The sequence below is a fragment of the Burkholderia sp. PvR073 genome (assembly GCF_054055695.1).
Genome location: NZ_JBSRXO010000016.1, coordinates 63,541 through 80,211 on the forward strand (window position 1 = coordinate 63,541; position 16,671 = coordinate 80,211).

Consider the following 16,671-nt stretch of genomic DNA (forward strand, 5'->3'; position numbering starts at 1 on the left):
AGCGCTGTGAAAATCGAACGCTTGCAGACCATCGTCACGTGTCCGGGCCGGAACTTCGTGACGGTGAAGATCGTGACCGACGAGGGTGTCCACGGCCTGGGCGACGCGACGCTCAACGGGCGCGAGCTCGCGGTGCGTGCGTACCTGGAAGACCACGTGTTCCCGTGCCTCGTCGGCCGCGACCCGCGCAACATCGAGGACATCTGGCAATACCTGTATCGCGGCGCGTACTGGCGGCGCGGGCCCGTGACGATGACGGCGATCGCCGCGATCGACATGGCGCTGTGGGACATCCTGGGCAAGCTCGCGGGCATGCCCGTCTACCAGTTGCTCGGCGGCAAGAGCCGCGACGGCCTGATGGTGTACGGCCACGCGAACGGGCGCGATCACGCGGAAGCGGTCGACGCGGTGCGTGCGCACATCGAGGCCGGCTATCGCGCGATCCGCGTGCAGTCGGGCGTGCCGGGGCTCGACAAGGTGTACGGCGTCGGCAAGACGGCCGGCGCGTACGAGCCGGCCGAGAAGGGTCTGCCGCCCGAGGAGCCGTGGGACACCGCGCTCTACCTGCGTCACACGCCGGAACTGTTCCGCAAGGTGCGCGACGCGGTCGGCGATGCGCCGCACCTGCTGCACGACGCGCATCACCGGCTCACGCCGATCGAGGCCGCGCGGCTCGGTCGCGACCTCGAGCCGCATCGGCTGTTCTGGCTCGAGGACGCGACGCCCGCGGAGAACCAGGACGCATTCCGCCTGATCCGCCAGCACACGACGACGCCGCTCGCGGTCGGCGAGGTGTTCAACTCGGTCTGGGATTGCAAGGACCTGATCCGCGACCAGCTGATCGACTACATCCGCGCGACGATCGTGCACGCGGGCGGCATCACGCACGTGCGGCGCATCGCCGATTACGCGGCGATGTACCAGGTACGCACCGGCTTCCACGGCGCGACGGACCTGTCGCCCGTCTGCATGGCGGCGGCCGTGAACTTCGGGCTGTGGGCGCCGAACTTCGGCATCCAGGAACTGATGCCGCACAGCACGCTGACCGATGAAGTGTTTCCGCACAACTACCGCTTCGAGGACGGCTATCTCGTGATGGACGACGTGCCGGGCCTCGGCGTCGACATCGACGAGACGCTGGCCGCGAAATATCCGTACGAGCGCGCGTACCTGCCGGTCGCGCGGCTGCGCGACGGCTCGATGTGGAACTGGTGAGCGGCGAAGATCCGAAGGAGAGAACCGAAATGTTAAGCGTCGTTGTCGATCGTCCGAACAGCATGGGCGTGCGTGAAGTGCCGCTGCCCGTGCCCGCCGCCGGCGAGGTGCGCGTGAAGGTGCGCTATGCGGGCATCTGCGGGTCGGACCTGCACATCTTTCACGGCAAGAATCCGTTCGTGTCGTACCCGCGCATCATCGGCCATGAATTCGTCGGCACGATCGAGTCGGTCGGCGCGGGCGTCGATGCCGCGCGGCTCGGCGAGACCGTCGCGGTCGATCCGGTGATCAGTTGCGGGCATTGCCACGCATGCATGATCGGCCGGCGCAACGTGTGCCGCCACCTGACCGTGCTCGGCGTGCATCGTGACGGCGGCTTCAGCCAGTACACGTGCGTGCCGGCCGGCAATGCGTACTGGATTCCGGACGCGATCGCCGATACCTGCGCGGCGATCGTCGAGCCGTTCGCGGTGGCCGCGAACGCGACGTCGCGCACCGGCGTGCTGCCGGGCGATGTCGCGCTGATCTACGGCGCCGGCACCGTCGGGCTGACGATCCTGCAGGTGCTCAAGCGCGTGCACGGCATTCGCGCGTTCATCACCGACCGGCTCGACGCGCGGCTGCAGCTCGCGCGCAAGTGCGGCGCGGCGGAGGACGAGATCATCAACACGAGCGTCGAGTCGCTGCCCGACGCGCTGGACAAGCGCGGCGTCGACGGCGGCCCGACGCTGATCTTCGATGCGGTCGGCCATCCGTCGATTCTCGAGGAGGCCGTGACGATCGCCGCGCCGGCTGGCCGGATCGGCGTGCTCGGATTTTCGTCGGAGCCGTCGGCGATCGTGCAGGCCGAGCTGACGAAGAAGGAGCTCACGCTCGCCGCGTCGCGGCTCAACTGCGCGATGTTCCCGCAGGTGATCGACTGGATTGCTCGCGGGCTGATCGAGCCTGAGCACATCGTCACGCACAAGGTCGGCTTTCGCGACGTCGCGCAGGCGTTCGAGATGGCCGAGCGCAATCCCGCGGAAAGCTGCAAGATCCTGCTCGATTTCGCGGGCGGCTGATAGCGCGCCTTACCGGTTCGTGTCGCCGGCCGGAGCGTGTCGCGCGTGTCGCGCGGCCCCGGCCGCCCGGTGCGATCGCTCGCCGCAGGCGAGTCGCGGCGGCGCGAATCCCGCGCGCCGTAGCGAGGGCAGCTTCGGGATCGGACACAACGATATCCAATATCAGGAGACATGCATCGTGACCCGGATTGCCTTCGAGGAAATGCAACGCGTGATCCATGCGGCGCTCGTGAATGCCGGCATGCGCGAACGCGACGCCGAAATCTGTGCGCGGGTGCATACCGAATCGACCTGTGACGGCGTCAATTCGCATGGCATCAATCGCGTCGCGCGATTCGTCGACTATGTCGACAAGGGGTGGGTGAACCTGGACGGAGCGTGCACGCCCGTCAAGCAATTCGGCGCGATCGAGGTCTGCGACGGCCAGCGCGGCCCCGGCATTCTCAATGCGCTATCCGCGACCGACCGGGCCATCGAAATGGCCGACGAGCAGGGCGTCGGCATCGTGGCGATGCGCAATGCGACCCACTGGATGCGAGGCGGCACGTATGGCTGGCACGCGGCCGAGCGCGGCTACATCGCGATCTGCTGGACCAACACCGAATCCTGCATGCCCGGCTGGGGCGGCAAGAACACGCGCGTCGGCAACAATCCGTTCGTGATGGCGGCGCCGCGCGAGCGCGGCCATATCGTGCTCGACATGGCGATGTCCCAGTACTCGTACGGCAAGCTGCAGGCCACCCGCCTCAAGGGGAAGAACATGCCGTTTCCCGCCGGCTTCGACAGCGACGGGAAGCTGACTGTCGAGCCCGGCCCGATCGAGGCGTCGATGCGCATTTTGCCGATGGGCTACTGGAAAGGCTCGGGGTTCGCGATCATGCTCGACGTGCTGGCGGCGGTGCTGTCCGAAGGGCTCGCGACGAACGGGATCGATGCGATCGAGCAGGGAAGCTGCACCGGCTGCTCGCAGGTCTTCATCGTGATCGACCCGCGCAAACTCGGCGGCGAAGCATTCACGAACCACGTGGCCGACAGCGTGGCGGACTATGTGAACACGTCCGAGCTCGCGGAAGACAGCACGGAAGTGCTCTATCCGGGGCAGAGCGCGCTGCGCACGCGGATGGAGCAGCGGCGCAACGGCATCGCCGTAGACGACGGAATCTGGGCCGACATGCTCGCGCTCGCGCAGCGGCGGGCGTCGCCGCAGCGCTGACGCGCCGGCCGTCGCGCCGGACCGCACTGACGGAATGGCCCCATTGCTGCAAGGACGCTGGTTTTCATCGGGAGAACTGACCATGAAGGCGGATGTCGCGCTTGCGCTGGACGCAGGCATCGAGGCACGGAACGAAGACGCGTTGTACCGGAAAGTGATACTGAGGATCGTCCCGCTGTTCTTCCTCGGTTTCATCATGTCCTATCTGGACCGCGTCAACATCGGTTTCGCGAAATTGCAGATGGCGGCCGATTTCGGCCTGACGAATGCGTCGTTTGCGTTGGGAGCGAGCGTGTTCTTTTGGGGCTACATGCTGTTCGAGATTCCGAGCAACCTGATCCTGCGGCGTGTCGGCGCACGCGCGTGGATCGCGCGGATCATGATTACGTGGGGAATCGTGTCGATCCTGATGGTCTTCTCGCGGAACGCGGTTGCGTTCTATTCGCTGCGGTTCCTGCTGGGCGTCTGCGAGGCGGGCTTCGTACCGGGCGTGATGTACTACACGAACACGTGGTTGCCGGCGCGGCGTCAAAGCGGCATGTATTCGCTGTTCCTGATGGCGTTGCCGATCGCCGTCGTGTTCGGTGCGCCGCTCTCCGGCGCGATCATGGAGACGCTGAACGGCGTGGCCGGCATCCATGGGTGGCAGTGGCTGTTCCTGCTCGAAGGGCTGCCGTCGGTGTTGCTCGGCGTCGTCATCCTGGTGCTGCTGCGAAACAAGCCGTCCGACGTGGATTGGCTGACGCCGCGCGAGAAGCGGATCATCGAGGCGAACGTCGCGACGGAGGCGGCCCTCAAGTCGCATCGCGTGGCTGATGCCTTCCGGTCGCCGAAGATCTATGCGCTGATCGTCGTGATGATCCTGTTCAACACCGGGTTCTACGGGCTGACGTTCTGGATGCCGACGCTGTTCCATGATGCAGGGGTGAAGAACAGTTTGACCGTCGGGCTGCTGACGGCCATTCCGTTCGGCGCTGCCGCCATCTGCATGTACGTGAACGCGAAGCATGCGGAGCAATCCGGGCGGCTGCGGCGGCACGGCGTGATACCCGTCGCGCTGGCGGCGGCCGGCCTGTTCGTCGCGACGGTGGCGCACGACAACTTCTGGCTCGCACTGGCGATGCTGACCGTCGCGACGTCGGGCATCCTGTCGTTGATGCCGATCTTCTGGACGCTGCCGGGGCGTGTGCTGTCCGGCCCGGCGGCCGCGGCCGGTTTCGCGCTGATCAACGCGTGCGGGAGCCTGTCCGGCGTCCTGGGCGCGACGATCATCGGCTATGCGGGCCTGCGGATCGGCATGACTGTCCTGGCATGCTTTCTGGCGGTGTGCAGCGTCGTGTTCTACCTGGTCTGCCCGGCCACGACGGACTAGCCGCAGGCCAGGCCGCCGCTGGCCGCGCGATGATCGTCAGAACGACACCGTCGTCGTCAGCGTGACGAGCCGCGGCTCGCCGACCGCGACGATCAGGTTGCTGTTGCTCGACGGATAGTAGGTCTTGTCGAGCAGGTTCTTCACGTTGAGCTGGATGCGCGTCGGGAACTTGCCGATCGTCGTCTCGTAGGCCGCGAATGCGTCGACGGTCACGTAGCCGGGCAGCGTGAAGCTGTTCGCGGTGTCGCCGGGCCGTGCGCCGACGAGCCGCGCGCCGCCGCCGAAGCGCCAGCGGCCGGGCAGGTTCCCGAGCGCCGTGTCATACACCGCGAACAGGCTGCCGGTGTGGCGCGCGACGTTGACGAGCGACGTGTTGCTGTCGCGATCGTTCGCGTTCGTGTACGCGTAGCTGCCGATCAGGCTCAGGTGCCGCGTGATCTGCCCCGCGACGTCGAGTTCGATCCCGCGCGAGCGCGCGGTGCCGATCGTCGACGTGATGTCGTCTACTGTTACCGCGACGTTGCGCTTGTCGATCTGGTAGGCCGCGAGCGTGCCGGTGATGCCGGGCTTCAGGCTGAACTTCAGGCCGGCTTCGAGCACGCGGCCGAATTCCGGCGCGAGCGGCGACGTGACATTCGACGCGACGTTCGGCTTGAACGAGCGGCTCACGTTCGCATACGCGGTCAGCGACGGCGTGAGCGCATACGCGAGCCCGAACTGCGGCAGCCACACGTTGCCGTGCGAGCGGTCGGCGAACGCGAACGGCCGCCCCATGCCCGATTCCTGCTGCCAGTCCTCCCAGCGCAGCCCGCCGACCGCGGTGAGCCGGTCGGTGATCTTCACCGAGTCCTGCACGATCATCGAATACGTGTGGACCAACGACCGCGAATCGCTCGACTTCGCGTTCGGCGTGCCGCCCGGCGCAAGCAGACCGTAGACGGGATCGTAGAGATCGAAGCCCTTGATCGCCTTGCCGCGGATGGTGTCGCCGCGGAAGCTGCGCTGCCGCTCGTATTCGCCACCGATGTAGAGCGCGTGATTCATCCCCGCGAGCGTCAGGTTGCCGAGCAGGCCGAGCGTCGCGATCTGGTCGGAGTCGTTGCGCCCGAGGTTCGCATCGGCCGTGCGCGTCATCGCGCCGGTCGCGCTGTTGAAGGTGGTGCCGCGGGCGATGTACTGATCGTAGCGGTCGCGGCCCCAGCCGTACGTCGCGCGCACGCGCCACGCGTCGGAGAAGCGGTGCTCGACGCGCGCCCGCAGCGTTTCCTGGATCCCGCTGCTTTGCGCCCAGGCTTCCTCGTAGCGGCGATAGCGCAGCGAGTCGTCAGGGCGGCCGTTCACGAGCACGGTGCCGCGATCGAACGGCATCGTGTAGTCGACGTACTGGTAGCTGACGTCGATCGACGTGTTCGCGTCGTGCCACGACAGCGCGGGCGCGATCAGCGCGTTGCGTTCGCGGCCGAAGCTGCGCCAGTAGCGGCTCGTGTCGTATTCGCCGGTGAGCCGGAACGCGAGCGTGCCGCCCGCGACCTGCCCCGGCTTGCCGAGCGGGCCCGTCAGGTCGAACTGCGCGCTGCTGCCGTCGTGGCTCGTGCGCGATGCGGAGATCGAACCGCCGAACGTGTCCTCCGGCTTGCGCGTGACGAGGTTGATCACGCCGCCCGGGTCCTGCATCCCGTACAGCAGCGAAGCCGGGCCCTTCAGCACTTCGACGCGGTCGATCGTCGCGAGATAGCTGTGCAGCACCGGCGTGCGGACACCGTCGACCAGCACGGAGCCGTCGTTGTTCGAACCGAAACCGCGCTTGATGAATGCGTCGCGCGTGCCGCCGAGCGTGTTGGTCTGCGTGACGCCGCTGATGTTGCCGAGCACGTCGTCGAGCGAGCGCGCCTGCTGATCCTGCATCACGCTGCTGCTGACCACGGCGACCGATTGCGGGATCTCCTTGAGCGGGCGCTCGTCGCCGCCGGCGATGCTGCTGGTGCGCGGCTGATAGCCGACGGTCGGATCGGCGACCGCCGATGCGTTGACGCTGATCGTCGGCAGTTCGCGTTCGGGCGGCGAAATGGACTCGGGTGCGGACGCGGGCGCGGATGCCGCCGCGGCAGGTTCGGTATCCGCATGCGCGCCGCTGGCGACGCAAAGGGTGATCAGGGCAGGCAGGCTCGCGCGCCACGGGCGCAAGGTCCGCGCGCGGCGGGGCGTTCGACGGGATGGCATGAATCGATGAATGACGGAGTGCTAAGGACGAGGGCACAGGCCGCAGCGCTTCACTGCGCCGCTGCGGCAGGATGCGCATGATATACGTAATGAGAATCGTTTGCAATTGTAATGAGGCCGAGACGGACCGTGCCCCGCGATTGCCGGGCCGTCGGCCGTCTGCTACCGTAGCGGCCAAAATCAGACGCAGTGAAATTCATTGAGAGCCGGGGGCCGCACCATGTCATCTTCCCGTCACGTCGCGTGCAGCGCGAGCGCGAACTCGTGCGCTGCGGTCGACCACGCGGGTGGTGAAGTGATTGCAGCCGTGTTCCGCCATTCGAACGAATAAAGCAACGGAAGCGAATTCATCCGGCGTAGCGCCGGGCTTCAATCACTTCAATCACCACGCTAGAGGGGAGACCACCCATGAACAAGATTTCCGCGCCGTTCGCGGCGTTGACGCTTGCGTCCTGCACGCTGCTGGCGGGCATTCAGCAGACCGCTTGCGCGGCTTCGGCCGCCGAGCCCACGGTTGACGCGCATTACGGCGCAGTGATCGAGGCCTACACGCGGGACATGGCCGCCGCGAAGACGAAGTACGACGGCAAGCGCCTCGTGTTCGTCGGCGCCGTGATTCGGATGGGCAGCGACCCCGGCGGCACGTACTTCGGCGCGCTGACGACCGACGGCGAACAGTTCGATACGCACTTCGACGTGGCCGATCAGGCTGCGCTGAAACCGAAATTCCCCGGCGGCGAGATCAAGCCGTTCACGGCGTCCGCGAATTTCCGCTTCAGCTGCGTGAACGAAGGCTATATCGATGCGCCCGTATTGCCGGGGCTGAAGCTCGCGCATTGCCGGCTGGAGGGCTGACGTCCGGCGCGCGCGGTTCGCGGGCGGCGGCGAGCCGCCCGCAACGGCGCTGCCCGGGGCGTCAGAATTTCTGCTGAATCCCGGCCATGACGCCGAGCTGGTTGCTGCCTGTCGCGACGGTTCCGCCCGCGGCCACCGCATTGGCGGCGGTGGCGCTGTTGAACATGTAGCCCACCGACGTATAGACGGTCGTCCGCTTGGACAGGAAATAGTTCGCGCGGCCGACGAGCAGCGTGGCGTTCGTGCCGCCTTGGCTGTTTTCGCGACGCTGCAGGTAGCGCACGCCCTGCAGGTCGAGCGCGAGGTAGGGCGTCGCGTAGTACGTGCCGCCCGCGAACACGATGTCGGCCTGCAGGTGTTCGGCCGCCGCGAGGTTGCGGCGGATCCACCCGGCGCCGAGTTTCGCGGGGCCGATCTTCACGTAGCCGGCGACGATGTCGCGCGTGTCGGTATACGCCGGATTGTTCAGCGGCGCGAGCGCGCCGCCGCCGCCGCGCATCACGTCGTGCGAGGCGGCCAGCCCGAAATTGCTCGCGTCATAGGCGAGCATCGCCGTGTACTGCCGGCAGGCGACGATGTCGCCGGGCACCTGGCCGGCGCAGCCCGTCGCCGACGGTCCAGCCGGGCCGGCCGCGTCGCGGCCGAAGCTGTAGGTGGCGCCGAGCGTCACGCCGTGGAACGTGCCTTTGTAGCCGATTGCATTGTCGCTGCGCGAGTTCGGCAGGTAGGAGTCGAAATCCGCCATCGAATGAATCGACGGGCCGATCACGTCGGCATTGGTCAGCACGATCATCGACATGTTCATCTGGCGGCCGAGGGTCAGCGCGCCGAACGGACTGTTCACGCCCACGTTCGCCTGTCGCCCGAACAGGCGCCCGCCATAGTTGAATGCGCCGGTGCCGGGCTGGAAGCCGTTTTCGAGCACGAAGAAGGCCTGGTAGCCGCCGCCGAGATCCTCCGTGCCTCTGAGGCCCCAGCGTGACGGCACCTCGCCGGTCAGCGTCGGCATCCCGGTGAACGACCCGCCGTGCGCGGCGTTGTTGTAGTAGGACACACCGGTATCGATGATCCCGTACAGCGTGACGCTGCTTTGCGCGCAGGCCGGTCCGGCCAGTGCCATCGCCGTCGCGAGCGCGGCGCCCAGTTTCGTTTTCATGGCTGTCTCCAAACAGTATGTAGATCTACTTATCGTTTTTTTGATTGCCCCGGACATGCCCGGGGTACCGACGGGTATCGGTCAAGCCTGCGGGTGTCGTGCGTTACGACATCGCCGGATCGCGTTGCCGGTGCGGTGCCGCGGCGCGCGCGCCCGCCACGGCGACGGCGATTGCCGCGCCGGCCAGCGGCACGAGGAACGCGAGATAGAGATGGGACACGGACCAGCCGTCGTCCAGCAGCGCGCCGACCGTCATCGGCGACAGGATCGCACCGAGGCGGCCGATGCCGACCGCGAGACCGATGCCGGTCGTGCGGATCTCGGCCGGATACGGCGTCGGCGACAGCGCATACATGCCGGCCACGCACGCGTTGATCACGGCACCGAGGAACACCGCGACCGTCATGCCGATGCCGAGCGAGCCGGTGTTCGCGCCGAACACGACCATCAGCACGCCGCCCAGCAGCAGCGTCGCGCCCAGCAGGTTGCGCAGGCCGAACCGCGTCGACAGCAGGCTGAAGAGCGACGCGCCCGCGATGCCGCCGAGATTGAGCAGCACGCCGCCGGTCACGCCCTGCGATGCCGACATTCCGGCCTGGACCAGCAGTTTTGGCGTCCAGCTCACGACGAAGTAGAAGCTGCCCATCACGAGAAAGAACGCGATCCACAGCGCGATCGTGCGGCGCGTGAGCGGTGCGCGCAGCACGGCCGTCCAGCTCGACGCGGGGTTCGCCGTGTCGATGGAAGCGGTCGCGGCCGGCAGCATGTCGATCGGCGCGCGCTTCATTCTCGCGAGGATGCGGTTGATTTTCGGCAGCGCGTTGTCCGGACGCCGTGCCAGCAGGAAGTCGAGCGATTCCGGCAGCAGCGCGAGCACCATCGGGATCGACATCAAGGTCAGGATGCCGCCGAACGCGAACACGCTGCGCCATCCCCACGTCGACAGCAGGTAACCGGCGATGACGCCGCCGGCGGTGGCGCCGATCGCGTAGCCGGTCGACTGCATGCCGATCGCGGCGCTGCGCCATTTGTTCGATGCGTACTCGCCGCTGATGACGGTCAGGCTCGCCAGCATGCCGCCGATGCCGAGCCCCGTGTAGGCACGCGCGGCCGCCAGTTGCAGCGTGCTGTGGGTGGCCGCGCAGGCCAGCATTCCGGTCGAGATCACGGCGAGGCACAGCAGGATGATGCGGCGGCGGCCGACGCGATCGGCCAGCGGCGCGATCAGCACCGAGCCGATGCCCATGCCGGCCAGCCCGGCGCTCAGCAGCAGGCCGATTTCCTTGCCGCTCAGTTTCCACTCGGCTGCCAGATGCGGCGCGGCAAACGCGATGGCCAGCACGTCGAAGCCGTCGAGCATGTTCAGCACGACGCAGGCCGTGACCGCCATCGTCTGAAACGCGCTCATCGGGGATTCGTCGATCGTATTGCGGATATTTGCGCTCACGTCAAAGATCCTTCATAAAAATAGTATGACTAATTGAATGGGATGAAATCGACGCACTGCCGTAGCGAATGGGACGAAAGCGAATGCGTGGGCTGACGGGCAACCCGGGTTACGCGCGCCGGCGCGATGGCTACGCGGGTTCGGATTGCAGCAGCAGCCGCTCGATCACGCGCCGCGCGCGATTGGGGCCCGCGTCGACATGAATGTCGATCTGGCGGCGGTCCGGGAACCGCAGCTGATTCCGGTATTGCGCTTCGATCACGGTCTTGTCCTCGTCGAACGTCGCGGCGGATTGCTCAATGACCGTTCGCGCGACGCGTTCGATGTCGTGCTGCGGATTGGTCGCGACGGTCCAGAAGTAGTGCGTGGTCGTTTCCGTCTCGGGCGTGATGCCGTGGAAGCCGCGCATGTGAAAGCCGCCGCGCGCCGGATCGTGCAGGTCGCCGGTGCCGGCATCCATCGCGCCGGTCCAGATCCGGATGTGTGACACGTGGAATTCGATTTCCTGCCAGCGATCGACGCGGCCCGTGAACGGCCATGCCGCCGTGTAGGTCGGCGGCGGCTCCGAATCGGGCATGCGGCGGACCAGCGTCACCGTGTCGCCCTCGGTGCTGACGCGGGTTTCCGCGCCCATGTGCAGCGACGCGTTGCCGCCGATGGTTTTCAGATGGACATAGCCGAGGTGGCTCAGGTCCATCAGGTTGTCGTGAATCAGCTGATACGGCGCGTCGTAATGGTAGTTGCCGCCGCCGAACCGGTATTGCGGATCCGCGTGGAACGGATAGCGCGGCGGCGCGCCGGTCGGTTCAGCGTGCGCGTCGGCGCCGATCCAGATCCATACGATGGCGTCCTGTTCCCGCACCGGATACGACGCCACGCACGCCTTCGCCGGAATCCGGTCCTGGCCGGGAATCTCCACGCAGGTGCCGCCGCGGTCGAACAGCAGGCCGTGATAGCCGCAGCGCAGGCCGCGCACCTCGAGCGAGCCGCACGACAGCGGCAGCGATTTGTGGCAGCAGCGATCCTCCAGCGCACCGACTTCCCCGGACGGCAAGCGGAACAGCACGACCGGGCGGCCGAGCAGCGTGCGCGCGACGGGTTTGTCCGTCAGTTCCGATGACAGCGCGGCGACCCACCATCGGTCGATCGGAAACTTAGTAGTATTAATTGGTGGTGCGGCATGATGCGCCATTGATCGTCTCCAGTATTGTGGTTTTCCGCCGCGCGCCGCGCGGTCCGTCTACAGATCGAGTACCAGCAGGTCGGTTCGCGATCGCGAACAGCACGGCATGAACTGGTCGCCGGCCGCTTGTTCCGCTTCCGTCAGATACGAATCGCGATGATCGGGCTGGCCTTCCAGCACGCGCGTCACGCAGGTGCCGCATACGCCTTGCTCGCACGACGTAAGAACCTCGACGCCGTTGGCCGCCAGCGCCGCGATCACCGTGCATTCGGCCGGCACGTCGATCACCTTGCCGCTGCTCGCGATCCGGACCTGGAACGCGCGATCCGCGGCGGACGACGCAACCGCGCCGCCGAAGAACTCGTAATGCAGCCGCTCGTCCGCCCAGTCGCGCTCGCGCGCGGCGCTTAGCACCGCATCCATGAAGCCGCGCGGGCCGCAGACGTACAGGTGCGTGCCGTCGGGTGCCGCGGCGAGCACCGAGGCCAGGTCGAAGCGTTGCGCGGGGTCGCCGTCGTCGACGTGGAAGCGCGCGCGGTCATTGAACCCGGCCGCGTTGATCCGCTCGACGAAGGCCATGCGGTCGGTCGAGCGCGCGCAGTAGTGCATGTCGAACGGGATGCCGGACGAGAACAGCCGCTCCGCCATGCAGAGAATCGGCGTGACGCCGATTCCGCCCGCGAGCAACAGGTGGTGCGGCGCGTCGGGCGCGAGCGGGAATTGATTGCGCGGGAGGCCGATCCGCACGGTATCGCCTTGCCGCACTTCGTCGTGAATGGCGCGCGACCCGCCGCGGCCGTCGGCATCGCGCAGCACCGCGATCTGATAGCGATCGCCGTGCTCCGGGTGATTGCACAGCGAGTACTGGCGCACGAGGCCGCCCGGCAAATGCACGTCGATATGGGCGCCGGCGTCGAAGCGCGGCAACGGCGAACCGTCGTCGCTGACGAATTCGAAGCCGCAGATGTCGCGCGCTTCCTGCCACTTGCGGGCCACCCGGACCGTCAGCGTCGCGGCGCTCATGACGCCTCCTTGATCTGCGCGACCGGAATCACGGGGCGCTGCGGGCTCGACGCCTGTTCGTCGGCGAGCAGCCGCTCGATCACCTTGCGCGACAGCACGCCGCCGGCGTCGATGTTCAGCTTGAGCAGCTTGCGGTCCGGCCACTGCTCGAGGTTGAGCTGCTGGCGCTCGAGCATCTCGAGATCCTCGGCGAAGATCTTGCCCTGGCCTTCGCGGATCTCGGCGGTCAGCGCGTGATCGTCGGGCCGGAAGTTGCGCGCCATCCCCCAGAAGTACCAGATCGAGCTGTCCGTCTCGGGCGTGATGAAGTCGACCACGATCGACGAGGCCTTCAGCTCGGCCGGCGCGTCGTAGCCGCCGTGGCCCGCATGCGCGACACCCACTTCGATCATCACGTGGCTCGGCGGCGTGAAGCGGCAGATCTGCCAGCGGTCGACCGGCACGTCGTCGGCCAGCCCGTTGCCGCGCAGCGCCATCTGCCAGAACGGCGGAGGCATCACGTTCTGCATGAAGCGGCTCGTGACGACTTCGTCGCCGTTGGCGGTCGTCTTCGGCGGCGCTTCGTCGATTTCCTTCTGGCCGATGCTCGTCGCATGCACGTACGTTTCGTGCGTGAGGTCCATCAGGTTGTCGATCATCAGCCGGTAGTCGCAGCGGATGTGATACAGGCCGCCGCCGTGCGCCCAGGCCGGATCCTCGGCCCACGACAGCGCGGGCAGCCGGGCGGGATCGGCTTCGGACGCATCGCCCGGCCACACCCAGACGAAGCCGTACCGTTCGACGACGGGGAAGCTGCGAATCGGCGGGAAGCCGCCAACCCGCTGGCCCGGCATGCCGGCCGCCTTGCCGTTGCAGCCCATTTCCAGCCCGTGATAGCCGCACACGAGCACGCCGTCGCGCACGAATCCCAGCGACAGCGGCGCGCCGCGGTGCGGGCAGAAGTCCTCGAGCGCGGCGATCTGGCCGTCCGCCGCGCGGTAAAACACCATCGGCTCGTTGCAGATCTTGCGGCCCAGCGGCTTGCCGTCGATTTCATCGGGCGTGCAGGCCACATACCAAGCGTTCTTGAGAAACACGTTCATCGTCTCCTTCAGGGCAGTGCCGCCGTTACGCGGCACGTGGTCATTCCGTGTACTGAATGAGATTCAGTGTACGCATTGAGATTGGCGGGAGCAAGGCGGGCGGTATACTGGTTTTCCCGGGAAATGGCGCGAGGCAGCGCCATGCCGTCGGTGCACGCAACGGCGTGCGCCGCCTATGTCATCGACTCATCCATGGAAAAAACGAATCCCGCCGACGCGCCGGCATTCCCGCTCGATCTGTACGACGAACCCGGGCACCTGATCCGGCGCGCCCACCAGATCGCGGTTGCGATGTTCTACGAAAAGCTGGGCCGGGACGTGACGCCGGTGCAGTACGCGGTCCTGCGGATGCTCTACGAATGCCCGGGGCTCGACCAGGTGACGCTCGCGCAGCGGGTGGCGCTCGACACGTCGACGACCGCGGATCTCGCGGTCCGGCTCGAAGCGAAAGGATTGATCGTCCGCGAAGTGCTGCCGCGGCGTCAGCGGCGCCTGCTGCTGACGCCGGCGGGCGTGGAACTACTCACGCACCTGATTCCGTCGGTGAAGGAACTGCGTGCCGGCCTGTTCGACGGGATGGGAGAGGACGATTCGGAGGAACTGATGCGGCTGTTGCGCAAGTTCGTCCATCTGAACAACGAGCAGAGCCGCGCGCCGCTGCGGGTGGGCGAGGATTCGTAGCGGCGGGGTCCGCGACACAGCGCAGAAGAGGCGGCGGGGCGGCAGGCGAAACCCGCCGGCGTCACGCGCGTGACGCTTGCCCTTCCAGCCGCCGCACCGCTTCCGCGACCTCGTTCCTGAAGCGCACCAGGGCCGCCTGCTCCGGCGCGGGCGGCTGCACGGCCGCCCACAGCATGTCGACCAACTGCGTGGCCGTCGTTTCCGTATCGAGCTTGCGGTGTCCGAGGATCGCATCCCACAGCACGTGCTCGATCGGCCCGAACACCATCGAGCGCAGCAGGCTCAGCGGCATGTCGCGGCGCACCTGCCCGGCTGCCTGGCCGCGCGCGAGCACGTCCATCAACGGCGCCGTGTAGCGGCGCTGCAGCGCGGTGAGCTCGTCGCTCAGCGCATGCTGCTTCGCACGACCCTCCGACAGCACCAGCGCGCACAGCCCCGTGCCGTTCACCAGCATCAGCCGCAGGTGGGTGCGCACGATGAACGCGAACTGCTGCTGCACCGATGCCTCCACCGGCATCCCGTGTTCGAACGCGGCAATGATTTCGTCGTACCAATCGGCGATCACGCGTGCGCACAGCTCGCGCTTGCCGCGGAAATAGCTGAACACCGTCGCCTCCGACACGCCGACGCGCTGCGCGATCTCGGCGGCCGTCGCATGCTCGTAACCCTTTTCGGCGAACACTTCACGACCGGCGCGCAGAATGTCCTGCACGCGCTGCTGGGATTTGCGCCCGGCGGGTGCGCGCGACGGGTCGGCGCGGTCGGGTCTGGCGGTGGCGGTCATGGTGTCGGCGGGAGCGGCTGTCATGCTGCGATGATATCTGAGTATCACTCAAAAAACTATTGACGCCAAGCCGGACGAGGCGCGAAACTGTGCAAAATTTCCGCTGTATTAGCTTAATGAATCGACGCATTGATCCGATTTGAGCGAAACTCAGAAATCGGCGCGTGCGACCCACTTTCTGGAGACGGAGGAGACATGATCAACCTGCCCGGCGTGCAATTCATGCTCGGTGAAGACATCGAGATGCTGCGCGACGCCGTCGCGACGTTTGCGGCGAAGGAAATCACGCCGCGCGCGGCGGAGGTCGACCGCACCGACCAGTTTCCGATGGATCTGTGGAAGAAGTTCGGCGATCTCGGCGTGCTCGGCATGACGGTGGCCGAGGAATACGGCGGCGCGAACATGGGCTACACCGCGCACATGGTCGCGATGGAGGAGATCTCGCGCGCCTCGGCGTCGATCGGCCTGTCGTACGGCGCGCACTCGAACCTGTGCGTGAACCAGATCCACCGCAACGGCACCGACGCGCAAAAGCAGAAGTACCTGCCCAAGCTCGTGTCGGGCGAACACATCGGCGCGCTCGCGATGAGCGAGCCGAACGCGGGTTCCGACGTCGTCAGCATGAAGCTGCGCGCGGACAAGCGCGGCGACCGTTATGTGCTCAACGGCACGAAGATGTGGATCACCAACGGCCCCGACTGCGACACGCTCGTCGTCTACGCGAAGACGGACATCGACGCCGGCCCGCGCGGCATCACCGCCTTCATCGTCGAGAAGGGGATGAAGGGCTTCTCGGTCGCGCAGAAACTCGACAAGCTCGGCATGCGCGGGTCGCACACGGGCGAGCTCGTGTTCCAGGACGTCGAGGTGCCGGAGGAGAACATCCTCGGCCAGCTCAACGGCGGCGTGAAGGTGCTGATGAGCGGCCTCGACTACGAGCGCGCGGTGCTCTCGGGCGGCCCGACGGGCATCATGGCCGCGTGTCTCGACGCGGTGGTCCCGTATATCCACGACCGCAAGCAGTTCGGCCAGTCGATCGGCGAGTTCCAGCTGATCCAGGGCAAGGTCGCCGACATGTACACGACGTTCCAGGCATGCCGCGCCTACCTGTACGCGGTCGGCCGCCATCTCGACTCGGCGGGCAGCGACCATATTCGCCAGGTGCGCAAGGACTGCGCGGGCGTGATCCTCTATACGGCCGAGAAGGCCACGTGGATGGCCGGCGAGGCGATCCAGATCCTCGGCGGCAACGGCTATATCAACGAATACCCGGTCGGTCGTCTGTGGCGCGATGCGAAGCTGTACGAGATCGGCGCCGGCACGAGCGAGATCCGCCGGATGCTGATCGGCCGCGAGCTGTTCGCGGAAACGATGTAACG

At 66.9% G+C, this 16,671-nt stretch carries 14 protein-coding genes; 7 read left to right on the plus strand and 7 right to left on the minus strand.

Annotated features, from left to right (window positions below; genetic code table 11):
• Positions 1-6: 6 nt before the first annotated feature.
• The 4 genes from manD (at position 7) to ACVK00_RS31465 (ending at position 4,861) form a co-directional block, all read left to right on the plus strand.
• Complete coding sequence (manD, locus tag ACVK00_RS31450; protein WP_284888966.1) at positions 7-1,215, plus strand: D-mannonate dehydratase ManD; 1,209 nt, start codon at positions 7-9, stop codon at positions 1,213-1,215.
• Positions 1,216-1,244: 29 nt separating this feature from the next.
• On the plus strand, positions 1,245-2,276 hold the full coding sequence (locus tag ACVK00_RS31455) for a Zn-dependent oxidoreductase (protein WP_284888965.1): 1,032 nt from the start codon (positions 1,245-1,247) through the stop codon (positions 2,274-2,276).
• A gap of 178 nt (positions 2,277-2,454) precedes the next feature.
• Positions 2,455-3,489: a 3-dehydro-L-gulonate 2-dehydrogenase gene (gene yiaK, locus ACVK00_RS31460; protein WP_284888964.1), complete on the plus strand. Its 1,035-nt coding sequence runs from the start codon at positions 2,455-2,457 to the stop codon at positions 3,487-3,489.
• 82 nt (positions 3,490-3,571) lie between these two features.
• Positions 3,572-4,861, plus strand: coding sequence for an MFS transporter (locus ACVK00_RS31465; RefSeq protein ID WP_228908386.1), 1,290 nt, complete (start codon positions 3,572-3,574; stop codon positions 4,859-4,861).
• Positions 4,862-4,897: 36 nt separating this feature from the next.
• Here the strand turns inward: ACVK00_RS31465 and ACVK00_RS31470 are convergent, their stop codons facing one another.
• Positions 4,898-7,081, minus strand: coding sequence for a TonB-dependent siderophore receptor (locus ACVK00_RS31470; RefSeq protein ID WP_284888963.1), 2,184 nt, complete (start codon positions 7,079-7,081; stop codon positions 4,898-4,900).
• A gap of 408 nt (positions 7,082-7,489) precedes the next feature.
• Between ACVK00_RS31470 and ACVK00_RS31475 the strand changes: the two genes are divergently transcribed.
• Positions 7,490-7,936 (plus strand): hypothetical protein, encoded by a 447-nt coding sequence (locus tag ACVK00_RS31475; RefSeq protein WP_284888962.1) that lies wholly within the window; start codon positions 7,490-7,492, stop codon positions 7,934-7,936.
• A 61-nt stretch (positions 7,937-7,997) separates the two neighbouring features.
• Here ACVK00_RS31475 and ACVK00_RS31480 read toward each other — a convergent pair whose 3' ends face one another.
• From ACVK00_RS31480 to ACVK00_RS31500, 5 genes are all read right to left on the minus strand, one after another.
• The gene (locus ACVK00_RS31480) at positions 7,998-9,092 is read right to left on the minus strand and encodes a porin (RefSeq protein WP_284888961.1); all 1,095 of its coding nucleotides are present in this window, start codon (positions 9,090-9,092) and stop codon (positions 7,998-8,000) included.
• Between the two features lie 103 nt (positions 9,093-9,195).
• Positions 9,196-10,539 (minus strand): MFS transporter, encoded by a 1,344-nt coding sequence (locus tag ACVK00_RS31485; protein ID WP_284888960.1) that lies wholly within the window; start codon positions 10,537-10,539, stop codon positions 9,196-9,198.
• A gap of 130 nt (positions 10,540-10,669) precedes the next feature.
• The gene (locus tag ACVK00_RS31490; RefSeq protein ID WP_284888959.1) at positions 10,670-11,731 is read right to left on the minus strand and encodes an aromatic ring-hydroxylating dioxygenase subunit alpha; all 1,062 of its coding nucleotides are present in this window, start codon (positions 11,729-11,731) and stop codon (positions 10,670-10,672) included.
• 48 nt (positions 11,732-11,779) lie between these two features.
• Positions 11,780-12,745 carry a PDR/VanB family oxidoreductase gene (locus ACVK00_RS31495; protein WP_284888958.1) on the minus strand — a complete coding sequence of 322 codons (966 nt, stop codon included), beginning with the start codon at positions 12,743-12,745 and terminating at the stop codon, positions 11,780-11,782.
• Positions 12,742-13,821 (minus strand): aromatic ring-hydroxylating dioxygenase subunit alpha, encoded by a 1,080-nt coding sequence (locus tag ACVK00_RS31500; protein ID WP_284888979.1) that lies wholly within the window; start codon positions 13,819-13,821, stop codon positions 12,742-12,744. The genes ACVK00_RS31495 and ACVK00_RS31500 overlap by 4 nt, the downstream gene beginning before the upstream one ends.
• 198 nt (positions 13,822-14,019) lie before the next feature.
• Between ACVK00_RS31500 and ACVK00_RS31505 the strand changes: the two genes are divergently transcribed.
• Positions 14,020-14,508 carry a MarR family winged helix-turn-helix transcriptional regulator gene (locus ACVK00_RS31505; protein WP_166723434.1) on the plus strand — a complete coding sequence of 163 codons (489 nt, stop codon included), beginning with the start codon at positions 14,020-14,022 and terminating at the stop codon, positions 14,506-14,508.
• A gap of 61 nt (positions 14,509-14,569) precedes the next feature.
• Here ACVK00_RS31505 and ACVK00_RS31510 read toward each other — a convergent pair whose 3' ends face one another.
• A complete protein-coding gene (locus ACVK00_RS31510) occupies positions 14,570-15,316 on the minus strand; it encodes a TetR/AcrR family transcriptional regulator (protein ID WP_175654251.1) in 747 nt (248 codons plus the stop codon).
• A 171-nt stretch (positions 15,317-15,487) separates the two neighbouring features.
• On the opposite strand from ACVK00_RS31510, the gene ACVK00_RS31515 reads away from it, so the two are divergent.
• A complete protein-coding gene (locus ACVK00_RS31515) occupies positions 15,488-16,669 on the plus strand; it encodes an isovaleryl-CoA dehydrogenase (RefSeq protein ID WP_059532493.1) in 1,182 nt (393 codons plus the stop codon).
• Positions 16,670-16,671 lie beyond the last annotated feature (2 nt).